The organism is Limnohabitans sp. Bal53, from assembly GCF_003063355.1.
Classification (GTDB): Bacteria; Pseudomonadota; Gammaproteobacteria; order Burkholderiales; family Burkholderiaceae_C; genus Limnohabitans_A.
The window spans coordinates 164,866-183,772 of the sequence record NZ_NESH01000006.1; the positions used below are offsets into that span (position 1 = coordinate 164,866).

16 protein-coding genes are annotated in these 18,907 nt (G+C 56.1%); 7 read left to right on the forward strand and 9 right to left on the reverse strand.

What is annotated here, in order from left to right; genetic code table 11:
• Nucleotides 1-145: 145 nt before the first annotated feature.
• Nucleotides 146-802: a 16S rRNA (guanine(527)-N(7))-methyltransferase RsmG gene (gene rsmG, locus B9Z50_RS15170; RefSeq protein ID WP_108365592.1), complete on the reverse strand. Its 657-nt coding sequence runs from the start codon at nucleotides 800-802 to the stop codon at nucleotides 146-148.
• Nucleotides 799-2,769 (reverse strand): tRNA uridine-5-carboxymethylaminomethyl(34) synthesis enzyme MnmG, encoded by a 1,971-nt coding sequence (gene mnmG, locus B9Z50_RS15175; RefSeq protein ID WP_108365593.1) that lies wholly within the window; start codon nucleotides 2,767-2,769, stop codon nucleotides 799-801. The genes rsmG and mnmG overlap by 4 nt, the downstream gene beginning before the upstream one ends.
• A gap of 243 nt (nucleotides 2,770-3,012) precedes the next feature.
• On the opposite strand from mnmG, the gene B9Z50_RS15180 reads away from it, so the two are divergent.
• Nucleotides 3,013-4,323, forward strand: coding sequence for a Glu/Leu/Phe/Val dehydrogenase (locus B9Z50_RS15180; RefSeq protein WP_108365594.1), 1,311 nt, complete (start codon nucleotides 3,013-3,015; stop codon nucleotides 4,321-4,323).
• A gap of 32 nt (nucleotides 4,324-4,355) precedes the next feature.
• Here B9Z50_RS15180 and B9Z50_RS15185 read toward each other — a convergent pair whose 3' ends face one another.
• Nucleotides 4,356-5,198 carry a helix-turn-helix transcriptional regulator gene (locus tag B9Z50_RS15185; RefSeq protein ID WP_108365595.1) on the reverse strand — a complete coding sequence of 281 codons (843 nt, stop codon included), beginning with the start codon at nucleotides 5,196-5,198 and terminating at the stop codon, nucleotides 4,356-4,358.
• Between the two features lie 115 nt (nucleotides 5,199-5,313).
• On the opposite strand from B9Z50_RS15185, the gene B9Z50_RS15190 reads away from it, so the two are divergent.
• From B9Z50_RS15190 to B9Z50_RS15210, 5 genes are read left to right on the forward strand one after another with little or no spacing between them, the layout of a single operon-like run.
• Nucleotides 5,314-6,903, forward strand: coding sequence for an ABC transporter substrate-binding protein (locus B9Z50_RS15190; protein ID WP_108365596.1), 1,590 nt, complete (start codon nucleotides 5,314-5,316; stop codon nucleotides 6,901-6,903).
• 56 nt (nucleotides 6,904-6,959) lie between these two features.
• Nucleotides 6,960-7,928: an ABC transporter permease gene (locus B9Z50_RS15195; RefSeq protein WP_108365597.1), complete on the forward strand. Its 969-nt coding sequence runs from the start codon at nucleotides 6,960-6,962 to the stop codon at nucleotides 7,926-7,928.
• Nucleotides 7,929-7,935: 7 nt separating this feature from the next.
• A complete protein-coding gene (locus B9Z50_RS15200) occupies nucleotides 7,936-8,763 on the forward strand; it encodes an ABC transporter permease (protein ID WP_108365598.1) in 828 nt (275 codons plus the stop codon).
• Nucleotides 8,760-10,409: an ABC transporter ATP-binding protein gene (locus tag B9Z50_RS15205; RefSeq protein WP_233249900.1), complete on the forward strand. Its 1,650-nt coding sequence runs from the start codon at nucleotides 8,760-8,762 to the stop codon at nucleotides 10,407-10,409. Before B9Z50_RS15200 ends, B9Z50_RS15205 begins: the two co-directional genes overlap by 4 nt.
• Before the next feature lie 10 nt (nucleotides 10,410-10,419).
• Nucleotides 10,420-11,445 carry an asparaginase gene (locus B9Z50_RS15210; protein ID WP_108365693.1) on the forward strand — a complete coding sequence of 342 codons (1,026 nt, stop codon included), beginning with the start codon at nucleotides 10,420-10,422 and terminating at the stop codon, nucleotides 11,443-11,445.
• Nucleotides 11,446-11,449: 4 nt separating this feature from the next.
• On the opposite strand, the gene B9Z50_RS15215 is transcribed toward B9Z50_RS15210, so the two are convergent.
• Nucleotides 11,450-11,926, reverse strand: a complete 477-nt coding sequence (locus B9Z50_RS15215; protein WP_108365599.1) for an Lrp/AsnC family transcriptional regulator — start codon at nucleotides 11,924-11,926, stop codon at nucleotides 11,450-11,452.
• Between the two features lie 119 nt (nucleotides 11,927-12,045).
• Here B9Z50_RS15215 and B9Z50_RS15220 point away from each other — a divergent pair, with 119 nt between their 5' ends.
• Entirely contained in the window at nucleotides 12,046-15,582 is a 3,537-nt protein-coding gene (locus tag B9Z50_RS15220; protein WP_108365600.1) for an indolepyruvate ferredoxin oxidoreductase family protein, read from the forward strand.
• 60 nt (nucleotides 15,583-15,642) lie between these two features.
• On the opposite strand, the gene minE is transcribed toward B9Z50_RS15220, so the two are convergent.
• The 5 genes from minE to B9Z50_RS15245 all read right to left on the reverse strand — a co-directional run bounded on the left by minE (nucleotide 15,643) and on the right by B9Z50_RS15245 (nucleotide 18,900).
• A complete protein-coding gene (minE, locus tag B9Z50_RS15225; RefSeq protein ID WP_108365601.1) occupies nucleotides 15,643-15,903 on the reverse strand; it encodes a cell division topological specificity factor MinE in 261 nt (86 codons plus the stop codon).
• 3 nt (nucleotides 15,904-15,906) lie between these two features.
• The gene (minD, locus tag B9Z50_RS15230; protein WP_108365602.1) at nucleotides 15,907-16,722 is read right to left on the reverse strand and encodes a septum site-determining protein MinD; all 816 of its coding nucleotides are present in this window, start codon (nucleotides 16,720-16,722) and stop codon (nucleotides 15,907-15,909) included.
• A 36-nt stretch (nucleotides 16,723-16,758) separates the two neighbouring features.
• A complete protein-coding gene (gene minC / locus B9Z50_RS15235) occupies nucleotides 16,759-17,523 on the reverse strand; it encodes a septum site-determining protein MinC (protein ID WP_108365603.1) in 765 nt (254 codons plus the stop codon).
• A 286-nt stretch (nucleotides 17,524-17,809) separates the two neighbouring features.
• Nucleotides 17,810-18,019, reverse strand: a complete 210-nt coding sequence (locus B9Z50_RS15240) for a DUF2788 domain-containing protein (protein ID WP_108365604.1) — start codon at nucleotides 18,017-18,019, stop codon at nucleotides 17,810-17,812.
• Nucleotides 18,019-18,900, reverse strand: a complete 882-nt coding sequence (locus B9Z50_RS15245) for a DUF2189 domain-containing protein (RefSeq protein WP_108365694.1) — start codon at nucleotides 18,898-18,900, stop codon at nucleotides 18,019-18,021. The genes B9Z50_RS15240 and B9Z50_RS15245 overlap by 1 nt, the downstream gene beginning before the upstream one ends.
• Nucleotides 18,901-18,907: the final 7 nt, after the last annotated feature.

Here is an 18,907-nt window from a genome sequence, read left to right on the forward strand (position 1 = left end):
TAAGTGATAGCTTGTTCAGCACATGCACAGCAAAACACCTGTTTCACGTGAAACACCCTTGCAAACACCTTGGATCCGCAACTCGCAAAAGCGCCGTTTTGCGAGAAACGCCAGAGTTTCATGCTCTGGCGTTCTCAAAGCCACATCAAGCTGTAGGCGCCAATTCAGGCTTCATCCACACCATGCACCGGTCCACAGCCAAACCAGGCACCGTCAATGGTTCCACGTGAAACACTTTCACACCCTCGGGCAAAGCGTCAATTTCCTCTTGCGGGTGTTTGCCTTTCATGGCCATCCACACACCATCTTCAGCCAGCGCCGAGCGTGACCAGGTCACAAAGTCAGGCAAAGAGGCAAAAGCACGGCAACAAACCACCTGATAAGGGTCGGTCAGGGATTCGACCCGTGCATGAATGCCGCGCAAATTGGGCAACTTCAGGCTCACCGCCACTTGCTGCACAAACGCGGCTTTCTTGGCCACTGTGTCCACACAGGTCACGTTGACCTCGGGCATGCAGATGGCCAACACCACCCCAGGTAAACCACCGCCCGAGCCCACATCCAGCACCCGAATGGCCTGCCCCTTCGTGTGGCGGGTCAAAGGCGCAATGGCCGTCAAGCTGTCGAGCAAATGGTGCGTCAGCATCTCTGCAGGGTCGCGGACAGCGGTGAGGTTGTAAACCTTGGTCCATTTCTGAATCAACACCATGTAGTCCAACAAGCGTTGCTGCTGATCGGGCGACAAATTCAGACCCAACGCCTGCACCCCAGCGCTCAGGCCTTGCGCAAGATTGGCACTCATGCGGTCTGACTTTCCTCTGCGTTTTGCATAAAGCCCTTGAAGCCACCCTTTTTCAAGTGGATCATCAACAGCGAAACGCTGGCCGGTGTGATGCCTGAGATGCGCGACGCCTGGCCCAATGTTTCGGGCCGGTGTTTGGCCAACTTTTGGCGCGCTTCAATGGACAGCGCCGACACCTGCATGTAGTCCAGACTCTCGGGCAGGCGCAAGTGTTCGTAAAACGCGGCCCGCTCCACCTCCCCTTTTTGACGGTCGATGTAGCCGGAATACTTGGCGGCGATCTCTACCTGCTCGATCACCGAGGGGCTCAAGTCACCCAGCGTTTCACGTGAAACATCTGCACTGGCCATGCGCCCGCCGTCCAACGACATCAGCGCTGGGTAGCTCACATTCGGTCTACGCAACAGGTCGAACAGGTTGTGCTCGTGCTCAATGGTCTTGCCCAGCACACGCTCAGATTCGGCCGCTGGCAAGTTGCGCGGGTTCACCCAGGTGGACTTTAGGCGCTCTGTTTCACGTGAAACAGCATCACGCTTTCGACTGAACGCGTCCCAACGGGCATCATCCACCAGGCCCATCTGTCGGCCCACTTCGGTCAGGCGCGCATCGGCATTGTCTTCGCGCAGCTGCAGGCGGAACTCCGCCCGGCTGGTGAACATGCGGTAGGGCTCGGTCACGCCCTGGGTCACCAGGTCGTCCACCAACACGCCCAGATAAGCTTGGTCGCGTGCGGGCGTCCAGGCTGCTTCACCACGGCATTGCAAAGCGGCATTGATGCCCGCAAACAAACCCTGGGCCGCAGCTTCTTCGTAACCGGTGGTGCCGTTGATCTGGCCCGCAAAGAACAAGCCGTTAATCTGCCGAGTCTCAAAACTGTTTTTCAGAGAGCGGGGGTCAAAGTAATCGTATTCAATCGCGTAACCGGGCCGCAGGATGTGACAGTTTTCCAGGCCCTTCATCGAGCGCACCAAGTCGTACTGGATGTCAAATGGCAAGCTGGTCGAGATGCCGTTGGGGTAATACTCGTTGGTCGTCAGGCCCTCAGGCTCCAGAAAAATCTGGTGACTGTCTTTGTCGGCAAAGCGATTGATCTTGTCTTCCACGCTTGGGCAATAGCGCGGGCCCACGCCTTCGATCTTGCCGGTGAACATGGGGCTGCGGTCAAAGCCCGATCGAATGATCTCGTGTGTGCGCTCATTGGTGTGGGTGATCCAGCACGGCACTTGCTGTGGGTGCATCTCGGCCTTGCCCATGAAACTGAACACTGGCACCCCGCCTTCGGGGTTCATGCCGCCGGGCACGCCGTCACCGGGCTGCTCCGAGCACTTGGAAAAATCGATGGTGCGGCCATCCAAGCGCGGCGGTGTGCCGGTCTTGAGGCGCCCCTGCGGCAGCTTCAGTTCCTTCAGGCGCGCCGACAGGCTCACCGCTGGCGGATCGCCTGCCCTGCCTGCTGCGTAGTTCTGCAAGCCCACGTGGATCTTGCCATCCAAAAAAGTGCCCGCCGTCAGCACCACGGTGCGCGAACGGAAACGGATACCCACTTGCGTCACGGCGCCGACCACCCGGTCGCCTTCAACCATCAAATCATCCACGGCCTGCTGAAACAGCCACAGGTTGGGCTGGTTCTCGAGTATGCGGCGGATAGCGGCTTTGTACAAAATGCGGTCGGCCTGGGCGCGGGTGGCGCGTACAGCCGGGCCTTTGGAACTGTTGAGAATGCGAAACTGGATGCCGCCCTCATCGGTCGCCAGCGCCATGGCACCGCCCAAAGCATCAACCTCTTTGACCAAGTGCCCCTTGCCAATGCCACCGATGCTGGGGTTGCAGCTCATCTGGCCCAGAGTCTCGATGTTGTGGCTGAGCAAAAGCGTTTTGCAGCCCATGCGAGCCGCCGCCAACGCGGCTTCGGTTCCGGCATGGCCACCACCGACCACAATCACATCGAATTCTTGAGGGTAAAGCATGAAAAGTACGCCTTGAGTGAAGGCCAAAAATGGGCACCGCCTGCGCCGGGGACCGCCCTGCCACGGGGTCGGTTGAAGCTGCTTATTTTACAGGCAGGTGCTTGATTTCGGGCACCCCCTGCATCCGATTGGTTATGCGCAAAACGCATAAGCTGACAGCCAAGCGGCCTTGGACAGCGCCACATGCCCAACCTACGATGGGCACCACTGACAACCCGTCAGTATCAAGAAAGGTCGCATCACATGTCCAAACCCTCCGCAGGCAACGCCGCCACAAGCGCCCATGCACTGCCCTCTTACTTAAACCCCGAGCACCTGGGTCCCTGGGGAATTTACTTGCAACAAATCGACCGCGTCACGCCCTATCTGGGAAGCTTGTCGCGCTGGGTCGAAACCCTCAAACGCCCCAAACGCGCCCTGATCGTGGACGTGCCGATCGAGCTGGACAACGGCACCATGGCCCACTTTGAAGGCTACCGCGTGCAACACAACACCAGCCGAGGCCCAGGCAAAGGCGGTGTGCGATTTCACCAAGACGTGACCCTGTCCGAAGTCATGGCCCTGTCGGCTTGGATGTCAGTCAAAAACGCCGCCGTCAACCTTCCATTTGGCGGCGCCAAGGGCGGCATTCGGGTCGACCCCAAAACCCTGTCTCGCGGCGAACTGGAGCGCCTGACCCGCCGTTACACCAGCGAGATCGGCATCATCATCGGACCCACCAAAGACATCCCCGCGCCAGACGTGAACACCAACGAGCAAATCATGGCCTGGATGATGGACACTTACTCCATGAACGAAGGTGCCACCGCCTCTGGCGTGGTGACCGGCAAACCCATTGCCTTAGGTGGTTCACTGGGCCGCCGCGAAGCCACTGGGCGCGGCGTTTACACCGTGGGCCAAGAGGCCGCGCAGCACATCGGAATGGACATCACCAAGGCGAAAATCGCCGTGCAAGGTTTTGGCAATGTGGGCGGCATCGCTGCCAAATTGTTTGCCCAAGCCGGGGCCACCGTGGTGGCCGTGCAAGACCATGGCGGCACGGTGTATAAAACAGCCGGTTTAGATGTACCTGCCCTATTGAGCCACGTCAGAGAGAACGGCAGTGTGCAAGGTTTTGAAAATGCCGAGGTCCTTCCCGATGCGCAGTTCTGGGGCGTCGAATGTGACATCCTGATTCCAGCCGCTTTAGAGCAACAAATCTGTGCTGCCAACGCCCACCAGATCCGGGCCCGCATGGTGATCGAAGGCGCCAACGGCCCGACCACGCCAGAAGCTGACGACATCCTGCACGAGCGCGGCATTCTGGTGGTGCCCGACGTGATCGCCAACGCCGGAGGCGTCACCGTCAGTTACTTTGAATGGGTGCAGGATTTCTCCAGCTTCTTCTGGAGCGAAGACGAGATCAACGCCCGCTTGATGCGAATCATGCGCGAAGCCTTTGCCGCCATTTGGCAAGTCGGAGACGAACACCAGGTCAGCCTGCGCACCGCCACCTTCATCGTGGCTTGCACACGCATCTTGCATGCACGCGAGTTACGGGGTTTGTACCCCTGAAATCAACCGAAAACGTGAACTCGCGCCAAGCTTTATAAGGGTGAGGCTTGAAGTTGTCCGACCACATCGGCTTCACCTGGTTGGCAAAGGTACCTGGAAATAATAGCCGGTACAGCCGGATCTTCGGGGGCAAACAAACCACAGTCAGCGATGGCTCGGCGCAGGTTGACTGTGTTACCCGCATATTCCAATGCAATACGTGAAGCAGAAGGTCGGTGTGCGTCATTGCCTGACACACCGACCGTCAATCCCGTCAAGTAGGTGATCCGGTTTCGATAACTGGGATAAAGAATGGTGTGGGTCAATTCGCTGCCTGTCAGCGTTTCTTGGTCAATCAGATGGAGCCGATCGCCCACAACGCCAACCATGCCCGAGTACTTGTACAACTCGGCCTGTCCTTTGCTACCTGGGACTTTCAAACGCTCTATTCTTTTATACAAAGTGAACTCCTGCCACTCGTAAATATGGATCAGAGACTTGAGCACTGAACCAGGCCTGGATGCAGACAGGTAGTACACATGAAAGTAACCCAGGTTTTTGCTCAGCTCTGCTCGTTGGCGCTGGACCAGTTGCAACAGGGGTGGCAACAAGGGCGGCAACTTGACCAAGCCCTCGTCGCGTTCTTTCTTCAGCCTGAGTAAATTGCGAAATTGATGGACGGGCATCAGCAATTCGAATTCATCAACACCGAACAAATCACAGAGCTTGCGCAAGTTGTGCCGGGATGGGTATGACTCGCTCGACAGATAACGCATGAATTGCTGACGGTTGATGCCCACCTTGCGTGCAACCTCCGAAACAGAGGGGTAATAGCTGCATGCCAACTTGAGGTTGTTCACAAAATTAGCTGCCGTGAACGCCGCTGCATCTGTCACTTTGTGTCTCCTTTAGTGCGACAAGTTGCGACATATGTTAAGCGGGTTGCATCGCGACATCAACAGGGTTTGTCACTAGACTGAATTTCACCTCAACACCCTGAAGGCTCTCATCATGATCCGAACCTCGTTGGTCTCGATTGCAGCGGTCGCCGCTTTGTCCGTATTCACAGTGCCTCAAGCATGGGCACAAAAACCAGGCGGCACACTCGTGCAAATTACCCAGCCAGAACCCCCCAATCTGGCCCCCTACATTTCCACCGCAGGGCCCATCAGCCAGGTGACCGCCAAGGTATTTGATGGCTTACTGGAATACGGTTTTGACCTGAAGCCACGCCCGAGCTTGGCAGAGAGCTGGACAGAGTCAGCAGATGGCAAAACCATCACCTTCAAGCTGCGCAAGGACGTTACCTTCCATGATGGCAAACCTTTTACTGCTGCCGACGTTCAATTCACCGTGATGGAAGTTTTGAAAAAGAACCACCCACGCGGCATGGCCACATTCCGTGATGTCACTGCCGTCGAAACACCCGATCCACACACTGCAGTTTTCAAACTGAGCGTAGCAGCCCCTTACATCATGAAAGCATTGGCCAGCTCGGAAAGCCCGATCTTGCCCAAGCACGTTTATGAGCGCGGTGACATCAAGACCCACGCCAACGCCAACAACCCCGTCGGCTCAGGCCCCTTCAAGTTTGTTGAATGGCGCCGTGGTGAATTTGTCCGACTGGACAAAAACGCCAACTACTGGCGCAAGGGTTTGCCACATCTGGACAGGATCGTTGTTCGCTTCATTGCTGACGCTTCCACCCGTACCGCCGCTTTGGAGCGCGGTGAAGCACACGTCGCCGGTCTGGGCGCAGTGCCTTACAACGATGTGAAGCGGCTGGCCGCCCTGCCGTCCATTGAAGTCACCACCACGGGTACCGAAATGATTTCGCCCATGGTCGAGATGATCATCAACACCAAACAGGCACCGTTTGACAATCCCAAAGTTCGTCAGGCCGTTGCCTACGCCATTGACCGCCAATTCGCCATCGACAACGTCTGGTTCGGCTTTGGCAAACCCGCCATGGGCCCCATCAGCAGCAACTTTGAAAAAGCGGGCTTGTTTGGTAAGGGAATTGACTTTACCGTCAGCGACCGCATCGCCCGTGCCAACAAATTGCTGGACGAGGCCGGTTTGACCCGCAAGGCCAACGGCATCCGTCTGGAGATCACCCACGACATCACGCCTTACGGTGAAGAGTGGCAACGCTTTGGTGAAGCTGTTCAACAACAACTGGCCCAAGTCGGCATCAAAGCCAATTTGCGCTACGAAGACCTGCCCAAGTGGCTCAAGCGTGTCTATACAGATTACGACTTCACACTCACGTCAAACTTCTTGTTCAACTTGGCGGACCCTGTTTTGGGCGTACACCGTGGCCTGCACTCGGATCGCATCCGTCCCGGCACCGTTTTTGTGAACGGCTCGCGCTGGAGTTCTCCTGAAACCGACCAGTTGATGGACCGTGCCAGCGTCAACACAGATCCTGGTATCCGTGGCCGCCAGTATGGCGATCTGGTCAAACGCGTGTCTGAAGCCAGCCCTGTGGTCTACGTTCTTGAACTGCGCTACCCCGCTGTGATCAACAAGCAATTCAAGCGTGTGATTGATTCACCACTGGGCATCTACGGCAACTTTGCGACGGCACATCGCGAGTAATCTGGCAAAAAAAAGGGGGCCCAGCCCCCTTTTTTAAAGCCGACAAAAGGCAAATCGTGAGTCAATTCATCATTCGGCGATTGTTTCAGACCATCCCAGTCGTATTGGTCGTGGTCATTTTGAACTTCTTATTGCTGCAACTGGCCCCTGGCGACCTGGCCACCGTACTGGCCGGAGAAGCGGGTGGTGCGCCCGCGGAATACATCGAAGCCATGCGTAAGCGTTTTGGCCAAGATCAACCCGTGTGGGCTCAGCTGCTGACCTATATGGGCAACATCCTTCAGTTTGACTTGGGGTATTCGTTTCGCCAAAACGCCCCGGTGGCCACCTTGGTGTTCGAGCGCTTAGGACCCACTTTGTTGTTGATGGGCACCACCTTGGTGGTTTCCCTGTCGTTGGGTACGTTGTTGGGCTTGCTGGCCGCCATGTGGGTCAAAACCTGGAAGGACCATCTGATTTCTATCGGTGCAGTTCTGGTCTACGCGATGCCACTGTTCTGGCTGGGCTTGATGCTGGTGCTCGTTTTCTCGGTGAAACTGAATTGGTTCCCCACATCGGGCATGGAAAACATCACTGCCTTCAACGAAGGATGGGCCCGAGTTGTGGACATTGCACACCATCTGGTGCTGCCCACATTGACTTTGTCCCTGTTTTACCTGGCCCTGTATGCACGCCTCATGCGAGCCTCCATGCTGGAGCAAAGAGGCCTGGACTACGTCACCACCGCACGCGCCAAAGGTCTGGATGAAAAACAAATCACATTCAGGCATGTGGTTCGCAATGCTTTGCTGCCCGTGCTGACCATGGCGGGAGTTCAATTCGGCGCCTTGCTCGGCGGCTCAGTGGTCGTCGAGGCCATCTTCGCCTGGCCAGGGCTGGGGCAATTAGCCTACCAGTCCCTTTTCGCTCGTGATTACAACTTGCTGCTCGGCATATTTTTCATGTCTGCCTGCTTGGTCGTGATCATCAACCTCGTGGTGGACCTGCTTTACGTTTGGCTGGACCCTCGCATTCGAATGACATGACAACCGTATGAAGTCCTTCAAATACCGCTTTTTGAGCAATCCCCGCGTCGCAATGGGCCTGGCGTGGCTTGGCTTGGTGCTGATCGCCGCAATCTTTGCCTCACAAATATCTCCAGGTGACCCTTTTCAGATCGTTGGCAAACCTTTCTCGGGATCAGGCCCGGAGCATTGGCTCGGCACAGACAGTCTGGGCCGTGATGTGCTGGCGGGCATGATCCATGGCGCCAGGACCACGTTGATGATCGCGGTCTTTGCCACCTTGGCTGCCGTGGCATTCGGAACGGCCATCGGCGCGATGGCGGGTTATTTTGGTGGTTGGGTGGATGACGTGCTGATGCGTGCTACCGAAATTTTCCAAACCATCCCGTCTTTCCTGTTTGCGATTGTGCTGATTGCGATCTTGTCGCCATCGGCATTCAACCTGGTGGTGGCCATCGCCACCGTGAGTTGGCCACCCATTGCACGGGTCGTGAGGGGTGAAGTGCTATCGGTGAAAGCCCGCGAATACGTGCAGGCCGCCGTGGTGGCGGGGCAATCCGACAGCGCCATCTTGCTGAAACAGGTTTTGCCCAACACCCTCTCACCCTTGATCGTCACGGGCTCTTTGATGGTCGCTACAGCCATTCTGGTGGAGAGTGCATTGTCGTTTCTGGGCTTGGGCGCTCCCAACCAGATGAGCTGGGGTTTCATGGTCGGTGCTGCACGTTCGTTTTTGCGCGATGCATGGTGGTTGGTCACCTTGCCCGGTCTGACCATCATGCTGACAGTTCTGGCCATCAATTTAGTGGGTGAAGGGTTGAACGATGCATTGAACCCCAGATTGGCGGACCTATGAACACAAGCACCTCCATGTCACCCGTACTCGACATCCAAAACCTGCGGATCAATTTGCCGCCATGGTCTGACAGGCCCCATGCCGTTAACAACGTGTCTCTCAGTGTGTCAATGGGTGAAATCCTGTGCATCGTGGGCGAGTCAGGATCTGGCAAATCCATGCTGGGCAAAGCCCTGATGGGTCTGCTACCCAAGCCCCATGTGCATGTCTCCGGTGGTCAAGTCTATTTTGAAGGCCGCGACATCACCAACCTCGATGAAACCGAGTGGCGCAGCTTGCGCGGTCATCGCATCGCCATGATCTTTCAGGAGCCCATGACGGCCTTGAGCCCTCTGATGCGCATTGGCCAACAAATTGAAGAGGTCATGTTGGTACACACCGATATGACGGCCCAACAACGTCAAGCACGGACCATGGCATTGCTCAACGATGTGCATTTGCCCGATCCCGATCGTGTATTTGCCAGTTACCCGCACCAATTGTCGGGTGGCCAACGGCAACGTGTGGTCATTGCAATGGCGCTGGCCCTTGAGCCCAAGTTGATCATTGCCGATGAACCGACCACGGCCCTCGACGTCACCACCCAAGCCCAAATTCTTCACCTGATCAAGGATCTTCAAAAAAAGCACGGCACCGCCGTTCTTTTCATCACGCACGACTTCGGCGTTGTCGCTGAAATCGCAGACCGGGTGGCGGTCATGCAAGGTGGTGAGTTGGTCGAAGTGGGTGATGCCTCACAAATTTTGAATGCGCCCGCAACCGCCTACAGTCGGCAGTTGATTGACGCCGTCCCCAGCTTGACGCCCCGTGTTGTTCAAGCACGTGCGGACTTAACACCCGCCCTGCTGAGGGTGACTTCCGTCAGCAAAACCTATGCGGGCAAACGAAGCTGGTTTTCACGCGGCACAAATGGCGTGTTGGCCGTCAACAACGTTTCATTGAGCGTGCCTACCCAAGGCAGTCTGGCCATTGTGGGTGAGTCGGGTTCCGGCAAGTCAACTTTGGCGCGTTGCATTATTGGCTTGGAGCACAACGAGTCAGGTGATGTTGAACTTGAGAATCAGACCATCAACGGCCTGTCACGCAGTGCGCTACGCCCGATTCGACAAAAGATCCAAATGATTTTTCAGGATCCTTTTTCGTCCCTCAATCCCCGACAAAAAGTTGGAGACATCATCTCCTTGGGCCCCATGATTCAGGGGGTTGACCGCGATGTGGCTTGGGAACAAGCCCGGGAATTGTTGCGCAGGGTCGGTCTTCGGGCTGAAGCAGCCGATCGCTATCCACACGAGTTTTCAGGGGGACAACGTCAGCGCATCGGCATTGCCCGAGCGCTGGCCGTCAAGCCCAAGCTGATCGTGGCGGACGAACCTGTATCTGCGCTGGATGTTTCGGTGCAAAAACAAGTGCTCGAGTTGCTGGACGAACTGCGTGAAGAAATGGGACTTTCATTGCTGTTCATCACGCATGACCTGCGTGTGGCCGCCACGGTTTGCGAAAACATCCTCATCATGAGCAAAGGAAAGGTCGTTGAGCAAGGCACCACACAAGAGGTGTTTGCAAGACCGGCTCACCCGTACACACAAAGCCTGTTGGCCGCCATTCCAGGACAAGCGTGGAGCCGATCTGTGTCGAAGAATGCCTAAGGTAAGCCCCATGAATGTGTTGCCTCTCACCCACCCCGGAAAGCGACGTCCAAGGCTGACATTGTTGGCGCTGGGCGGTACCATCGCTGGCAAAGCAAACCAAAGCACGGTCTATGCTGGATATCAAGCCGCCGTCGCCGACATTTCCGAAGTTTTGTCCAGTGTTCCGGAGCTGTCGGGCGTCGCTGACATACAGACGCGTCAACTGTTCCAGGTGGCTAGCCAGGACATGGCCAGCCAACACTTACTGGCATTGGGTAAGGAAATCAATGTTTTGTTGAGTCGACCAGACTGTGATGGTGTGGTCATCACTCAAGGAACGAACACCCTTGAAGAAACATCCTTTTTTCTCAACCTGGTTGTGCGAAGTCACAAACCTGTTGTCGTGACGGGTGCCATGCGGCCATCGACATCGCTGAGTGCGGATGGACCGATGAATCTTTATCGGGCAAGCGTTGTCGCTGCTTCACCACAGGCCAGAGGACGTGGTGTTATGGTGGTGATGAATGACCAGATTCTGGGTGCCAGAGACGTGCACAAAACGGACACGATGACCGTTGACAGCTTCAAAGCCCCCCTGTTTGGTGTGATGGGCCTGGTGGCGGACAACGTCTGTCATTTCTACCGTTCGGGCATTCGGTGCCATACCCTCGACAGTGAGTTTGATATCTCGGAAACTCAAGAGCTGCCGAAAGTGGACATCGTTTATGGTTACCAAGATGATGACCGTGCGCTGCTAGACGCTTGTGTTGAATCAGGGTCAAAAGGCGTTGTTCTGGCAGGCGCTGGGACTGCGGCGATCAGCGCACGGCTGGTGCCCGCTGTCAAAGATGCCATTGCTTCGGGTGTTGCCGTGGTCAGAGTCTCTCGTTCCTCCTTAGGTCTTGTTGGTCATAACGTGGAGTTTGATGACGATGTCTACGGAACATCATCTGGTGACACTCTAAACCCGGCCAAAGCTCGAATTTTGCTGATGCTGGCATTGACTCGATTTTCGAGCAGGGCAAGCATCCAAGCTTGTTTTGACCGTTATTGATTGATCACTTAACGACTGACAACAACGGCAAAGCCCCCGCCGCCTTGACCTCACCCAGCGAGAAGCTGGTGTGCAGGTCTTTCACATTGGGCAAGTTGATCAGCACATCGCGGGCAAACTGGCTGAAGGTGTTCAGGTCTTTGCTGACCACTTGCAGCTCAAAGGTACCGGTGCCGCTGATGTAATGGCAAGACACCACCTCGGGGATTTTGAGGATCGCCTCTTCCAGTTGGCGCGTGATGTCGCCTCGGTTGCGCTCGGCGTCCAGCCGCACAAAAGCCAGCACGTCCAGACCCACCTTCTGGCGATCGATTTCGGCGCGGTAGCCTTTGATGACGCCAGATTCTTCCAGCGCTCGCACCCGCCGCCAACACGGCGCGGCCGACAAACCCACGCGCTGCGCCAACTCCGCATTGGTCAGGCGGCCATTGGTTTGCAATTCGTTCAATATCGCCCAGTCAAATTTGTCCAGTGTTTCCAAAATAGGCCTCTTTTAGCAAGATTCTTTCAAATCATAGGGCAAATCCTGTCGCCGAAAGCAAGCACTTGTCTGCGGGGCCGCTCTACACTGTGATATCCCTTTCAGTCGCAGGACAGACCATGAACGCCCCCTTGCCCGATTCGATTCGCCAGGCCCTTGAGACCGTCACACTCGACGACAAATACAGCCTCGATGTCGGCCGCGCTTTCATGAGCGGCGTACAAGCCCTGGTCAAGTTGCCCATGCTGCAACGCCAACGCGACGCGCTGCAGGGCAAAAACACCGCGGGCTTCATCAGCGGTTACCGGGGCTCGCCCTTGGGCAGTTATGACCAGTCGCTGTGGAAGGCCAAGGATCACCTCAAGGCCCAACACATCGTGTTCCAGCCCGGCGTGAACGAAGAGCTGGCCGCTACCGCCTTGTGGGGCACACAGCAACTGGGCTTTGCACCGCCCGGCACCAACAAGTTCGATGGGGTATTCGGCATCTGGTACGGCAAAGGCCCCGGCGTGGACCGCTGCTCAGACGTGTTCAAACACGCCAACATGGCGGGCACCACCCCTTGGGGCGGCGTGCTGGCTGTGGCGGGTGATGACCATGTGGCCAAAAGCTCCACCGCGGCGCACCAGAGTGACCACATCTTCAAGGCCTGCGGCCTGCCTGTGTTTTTCCCGGCCAGCGTGCAAGATATCCTGGACCAAGGCTTGCACGCATTGGCCCTGAGCCGTTTTGCGGGCATTTGGTCAGGCATGAAGACGATTCAAGAGATTGTCGAGTCCAGTGCCACCGCCCACATTGACCCCGAGCGCGTACAAATCGTGCTGCCCGAATTTGTGATGCCGCCCGGCGGCGTGCACATCCGCTGGCCCGACACCGCGCTGGAACAAGAAGCACGTTTGTTCGACTACAAGTGGTATGCGGCCCTGGCCTACATCCGCGCCAACAAGCTCAACCACAACGTCATCCAAGGCCCCAACGATCGCTTTGGCCTGATCGCCAGCGGCAAGGCCTACAACGACACGCGCCAGGCCCTGCTTGATCTGGGTCTGGACGACGCCACCTGCCAACGCTTGGGCGTTCGGGTGCACAAGGTGGGTGTGGTCTGGCCCCTCGAATCACAAACCACCCGCGAGTTCGCCAGTGGACTGCGCGAGATTTTGGTAGTCGAAGAAAAGCGTCAAGTCATCGAATACCAACTCAAAGAAGAGCTGTACAACTGGCGCGACGATGTGCGCCCCACCATCGTGGGCAAATTTGACGAGGCCGATGGCGACACCGCGGGCGGCGAATGGTCAACGCCCAATCCCACCCAACGCACCTTGCTGCGGGCCAACGCCGATCTAACCCCCGCCTTGATCGCGCGGGCCATTGCCAAGCGCTTGAAAAAGCTGGGCCTCGATGCCGACACCACCGCCCGTATCGACGCCCACCTGGCCGTGCTGGACGCCAAGGAAAAATCTCTGCAAACCATGACCTTGGGAGCAGCCGCCGAACGCACACCCTGGTTCTGCTCAGGCTGCCCACACAACACCTCCACCAAGGTGCCTGAAGGGTCCCGTGCCATGGCCGGCATTGGCTGCCACTTCATGAGCCTCTGGATGGACCGCAGCACCACGGGCTTCACCCAAATGGGCGGCGAGGGCGTGCCGTGGACCGGCCAGCAGCCCTTCTGCACCGATCAGCACATTTTTGCCAACATCGGTGACGGCACTTATTTCCACAGTGGCATCTTGGCGGTGCGCCAAAGCGTGGCTTCGGGTGTGAACATCACCTACAAAATTTTGTACAACGACGCGGTCGCCATGACAGGCGGGCAGCCCGTGGGTGAACGGTCTGAAGGCCACAGCGTGGTGCAAATCGCCATGAGCATGAAGGCCGAAGGCGCGCAGCGCATCGTGGTGGTGACCGACGAGCCCGAAAAATACGATGGCGTGACTTTGGCCGAAGGCGTGCGTGTATTCCACCGCGACGAACTCGACCGCATTCAGCGAGAGATGCGGGTAATCTTGGGCACCACCGTCATCATTTACGACCAAACCTGCGCCACTGAAAAACGCCGCCGCCGCAAGCGCGGCACCATGGTCGACCCTGCCGTGCGCGTGATGATCAACGAAGAAGTGTGTGAAGGCTGTGGGGACTGCGGCGTGCAGTCCAATTGCCTGTCGGTGGAACCTTTAGAGACGCCTTTGGGCCGCAAGCGCACCATCAACCAAAGCACTTGCAACAAGGACACCAGCTGCCTCAAAGGCTTTTGCCCCAGCTTTGTCACCGTGGAAGGCGGCACGTTCAAAAAGAAAGCCACATCAGCCACCACGGCCATCAACCCAGCCAGTTTGGGTGCCTTGCCAGAACCTGAACTGCCCCTCATCACCCAACCTTGGGGCATGGTGGTGGCAGGCGTCGGTGGCACTGGCGTCATCACCATCGGCCAGCTGCTGGGCATGGCGGCGCACATGGAAGGCAAGGGCATCGTCACGCAAGATTCAGCGGGCCTGGCACAAAAAGGCGGCGCAACCTGGAGCCACATTCTTTTGGCCAACAGCCAAGACGAGATCCGCACCACCCGCGTGAGCATGGCCGCAGCCGATCTGATCATCGGTTGCGACCCGATTGTGAGTGCCTCCAAAGAAACCACCTTGCGCATGCGAGCAGGCCGCACCCATGTGGCCCTGAACAGCAACAGCACACCCACCGCTGCCTTTGTGAAAAACGGCAATTGGCAAAACCCAGCCGAGCAATGCGTGGCCGAAATCACCGCACAAGTGGGTGTGGAAGGTGTGGGCGCTTTTGACGCCGACGCCCTGGCCAAACAACTCATGGGTGACACGATTTATGTCAACCCCATGATCCTAGGCTACGCCTGGCAAAAGGGCTGGGTGCCTTTGCACCGCGAATCTTTGTTGCGGGCCATTGAACTCAACGATGTGCAAGTCAAAAACAACTTGGCCGCATTTGAGTGGGGACGGCATGCCGCGTACCAGCCTGATGCGTTGATGAAAAGCATCCAGCCCTCGCAAGTTATTCAATTTAAAAAGCGCGAGTCCTTGGAAGACCTGATCGCCGACCGCATGACACGACTGACCGACTACCAAGACAAGGCCTATGCCCTGCTCTACCAAGGCATCGTGGCGCGTGTGCAAGCGGCCGAGGCTCCGCTGGGCAAAACGCTTTTGAGTGACACAGTGGCCCGGCAGATGTACCGCTTGATGGCTTACAAGGACGAGTACGAAGTGGCACGCTTGCACACCCAAACCGGCTTCATGGAACGGATACAGAACAGTTTTGAAGGTGACTTCAAAGTCCACTACCACCTGGCACCACCGCTTTGGTCCAAACGCAACAGCCAAGGTGAATTGGTCAAACGCAAGTTTGGTCCCATCATGATGACAGGCTTCAAAGTGCTGGCCAAACTCAAAGGCCTGCGCGGCACCAAGCTGGATTACTTTGGCAAAACCGAAGAACGCCAGACCGAACGCGCCCTGATCCGCGAGTACATGCAGCACTTGGACCGTGTCTTGAACACTTTGAATTCAGACACCCACAGCCACGCTGTCAAAGTGGCGCAAGTGCCAGAAAACATCAAAGGTTACGGTCACGTCAAGGAACGCAACATCCAAGCAGCACGGTCCTTGTGGGCATCTTTGAGCGCCTCTTGAATACAAAAACCCATTGCCTCATCAAGAGGCAATGGGTCATAGGGTCAGATTTGGCAGTATTTAGCGCAAATCTGGCAATTCAATCTTGACTTCCAGGACTTCCAGGTTGTCTTGGCGTTCCAGATTGACTTTGATGTCATCAGGATTGATCTTGATGTATTTGCTGATCACAGCAATCAATTCACGCTGCAAATCAGGCAAATAGTCGGGCTCGGCAGCGTTACGGCCACTGCGCTCGTGTGCCAAGATGATTTGCAGGCGCTCTTTGGCCACGCTGGCCGTCTGCTTCTTTTCGCCCAAGAGGAAGGAAAGAAAGGACATGGTTTATTTGCCTCCGAACAGGCGTTTGAAGAAACCCGCCTTTTCTGCTTCGATGAAACGCATGGGTTTGTCTTCACCCAAAAAGCGTGCAATGACGTCTTTGTAAGCTTCAGACACATCGCTGCTGCCCATGTGGATAGCGGGCGTGCCTTGGTTGGAAGCTTGCAACACAGTTTCGCTTTCTGGAATAACGCCCAACAGTTTGATGCGCAAAATATCCTGAATGTCTTGCAAAGACAGCATTTGACCTTCTTCTACACGCGCGGGGTTGTAGCGGGTGATCAACAAATGCTCTTTGATGGGCTCAAGGCCTTCAATCGCACGTTTGGTTTTGCTGCCCAGCATGCCCAAAATGCGGTCTGAATCGCGCACCGAAGACACCTCAGGGTTGGTCACCACCAAAGCCTCATCTGCAAAGTGCATGGCCATCAAGGCTCCGGTTTCAATGCCGGCCGGTGAGTCACACACGATGTACTCAAAACCCATGCCGCTCAAGTCATTCAAGACCTTTTCGACGCCTTCTTGGGACAAAGCATCCTTGTCGCGGGTCTGCGAAGCAGCCAACACAAACAAGTTGTCGCATTGCTTGTCCTTGATCAGGGCTTGATTCAAGTTGGCTTCGCCCTGGATCACATTGATCAGGTCGTACACCACCCGGCGCTCGCAGCCCATGATCAGGTCCAGATTGCGCAGGCCTACATCAAAGTCAATGACGGCGGTCTTGAAGCCCTTAAGGGCCAAGCCTGTGGCGAAACTGGCGCTGGTCGTGGTTTTGCCCACACCGCCTTTGCCAGAGGTCACTACAACGATTTTTGCCATGGATGAACTTTCTTGGACAAAATAAAAAAATGAAAATTAACTTTTCAAAGGGGTAATCAGCAGTTTGTCCCCATCTGGGCCTGACTGCAAAGAAACATGTGCCGGTTTGCCCAAAACTTCATTGGACAGCGGATTTTCGCTGGTTCGGTAAACACCAGCGATGGAAATGAGCTCTGGCTCCATCACCAAGGCAAAAATTTGCGCATCACCATTGCCACGTGCACCGGCAATGGCTTTGCCACGCAAAGTGCCATAAATATGGATGTGACCGTCTGCAATCACTTCAGCACCTGCATTGACCATGCCCATCACGATCAGATCACGCCCTTTGGCATAAACCTGTTGACCTGAGCGCAAAGGCTTGTCAATGCGCATCGCGCCAACAGGCATGGGTGGAGGTGAAAGTTGTTCAACAGCGGGCGCTTGAGGCGCAGGTGCCTCAGCAAGGGGGATAGAACGCCGAATGCGCGCATCAGAGGCATCCACCAAGCCAACCCCCTTGGCCAAGCTCAAAAGCGTTGGATGAGCCCCTTTGATGGCCAAAGGAACCAGCGCATATTCACGCAAAACAGCGATCAAACGTTCAAGGTCGATGGTTTCGTCGTCCACCAAGCCCAAACCACCAACGTCAATGACCACGGGATCTTGGTCAAAAAAACCAGGGCTTTCAGCCATTTGCTGCTTCAAAGCCCTTGAAACCTCTGCGATGTCGGTGGTTTTGAGAAGCAAAGCCACCAAGGACAAATCGGCGCTTTTGATCTCGTAACAGGGGTCGGAAGGGTCTTCTGAAGCGATCGCCATATTGCCGTCAGGGTGGAAAAGACGCAAATCTTAACAGCGCACTTGTTTTCTCTTACTTCTCTATAGTTTTATATCTTTAAATAGTCGTAGTAGTAAGCAAGCCGTTGGGTTGTGGACAAGACGATTTTTGTCAATCAGGACAAGGACTTGCATGTTTTTCAAGCATGTGTGTGACTTTGCTTTTGTGGTGTCACGCCAAAATGAACAACTTTGCGAAACTGGATCAAGCTGTGGATAAGTTATGGGTTGCGCTATTTTTATCCACAGCTTTATCCCGAGTCGCTTTTCAGTTGTCAATCATCCATTGAATGACCCCTTTGGCCACGAACCCCAACATGCCAAAAGCCAGGCCCAGAAAGATGACGAAGGTGCCGAATTTGCCGGCTTTGGATTCCCAGGCCAATTGCAAGACGATGAACAGCATGTAAAGCATGAAACCTGCCACGCCAATGGTCAGGCCGAACCAAGCGAACTGCTCTTCTGTGAAATTCCACATCACACAGCCTCCAGACGGGGCATGCGCTCGGGCACATCACGGGTGTCCACCAAATCACGGTAGGCATGCCAAGACGCATGGCCCAGCATGGGCACGATCACGATCAGGCCGATGAACAAGCTCAAAACGCCCATCATGCTCAAACCCATGATCAAAAATGCCCACAACACCATGGGCATGGGGTGGGTCAGTACCACCTTCCAGCTGGTCAGTACGGCCTGCAAAGTGTTGAGTTTGCGGTCCAGCAACAAAGGCATGGCCACCACGCTGGAGGCAAAAACAGGCGCTCCCATCAGGCCACCCAATGCCAGCCACAGCTCAAACAAATAACTGTCTGGGCTCAGCACCACATGGCGAATGAAATCCATGGGGGTGTGGACAGGTACTGGGGCCAACAAAGTGATCAGGGCCGATGAGGTCAATACCCAGCCCGTGCCTGCCAGAGCCAACAACAAGCCAAAACGCACCAAACACCAGTAACTCACTGGCTCGTTGTTTTGCAGGGTTTGCCATTGCGTCCAGGTCTTGAACAAAAGCCGCAGATTGACAGCCTCGTTTCTCTCGATGGCGCGACTCATGGCGTACAGGCTGGTGGCCAAAACAGGTGCGATGGCCAGAAAGCCCGACACCGCACTGGCCAGCAACCAAAACCGGTCGTGGGCCAGCCAAGTGATCAAACCGCCACAGATGGCGATGACCAAGCCATGGCTCAGGCTCAGCCAAGGTGAATGGCAAATGTCTTTCAGACCCAGGTAGAGCCAAAACAGAGGTTGTTTGCCGTCGATGGGCAAAACACCGGGTAAGTTCAAGCGCCCGCGCCTTGCTGAAGAGTCGGGCGTTGGGTTGGGGGAATGTTGGGGGGGAGGAGAAGCGTGTGTCATGCCACCG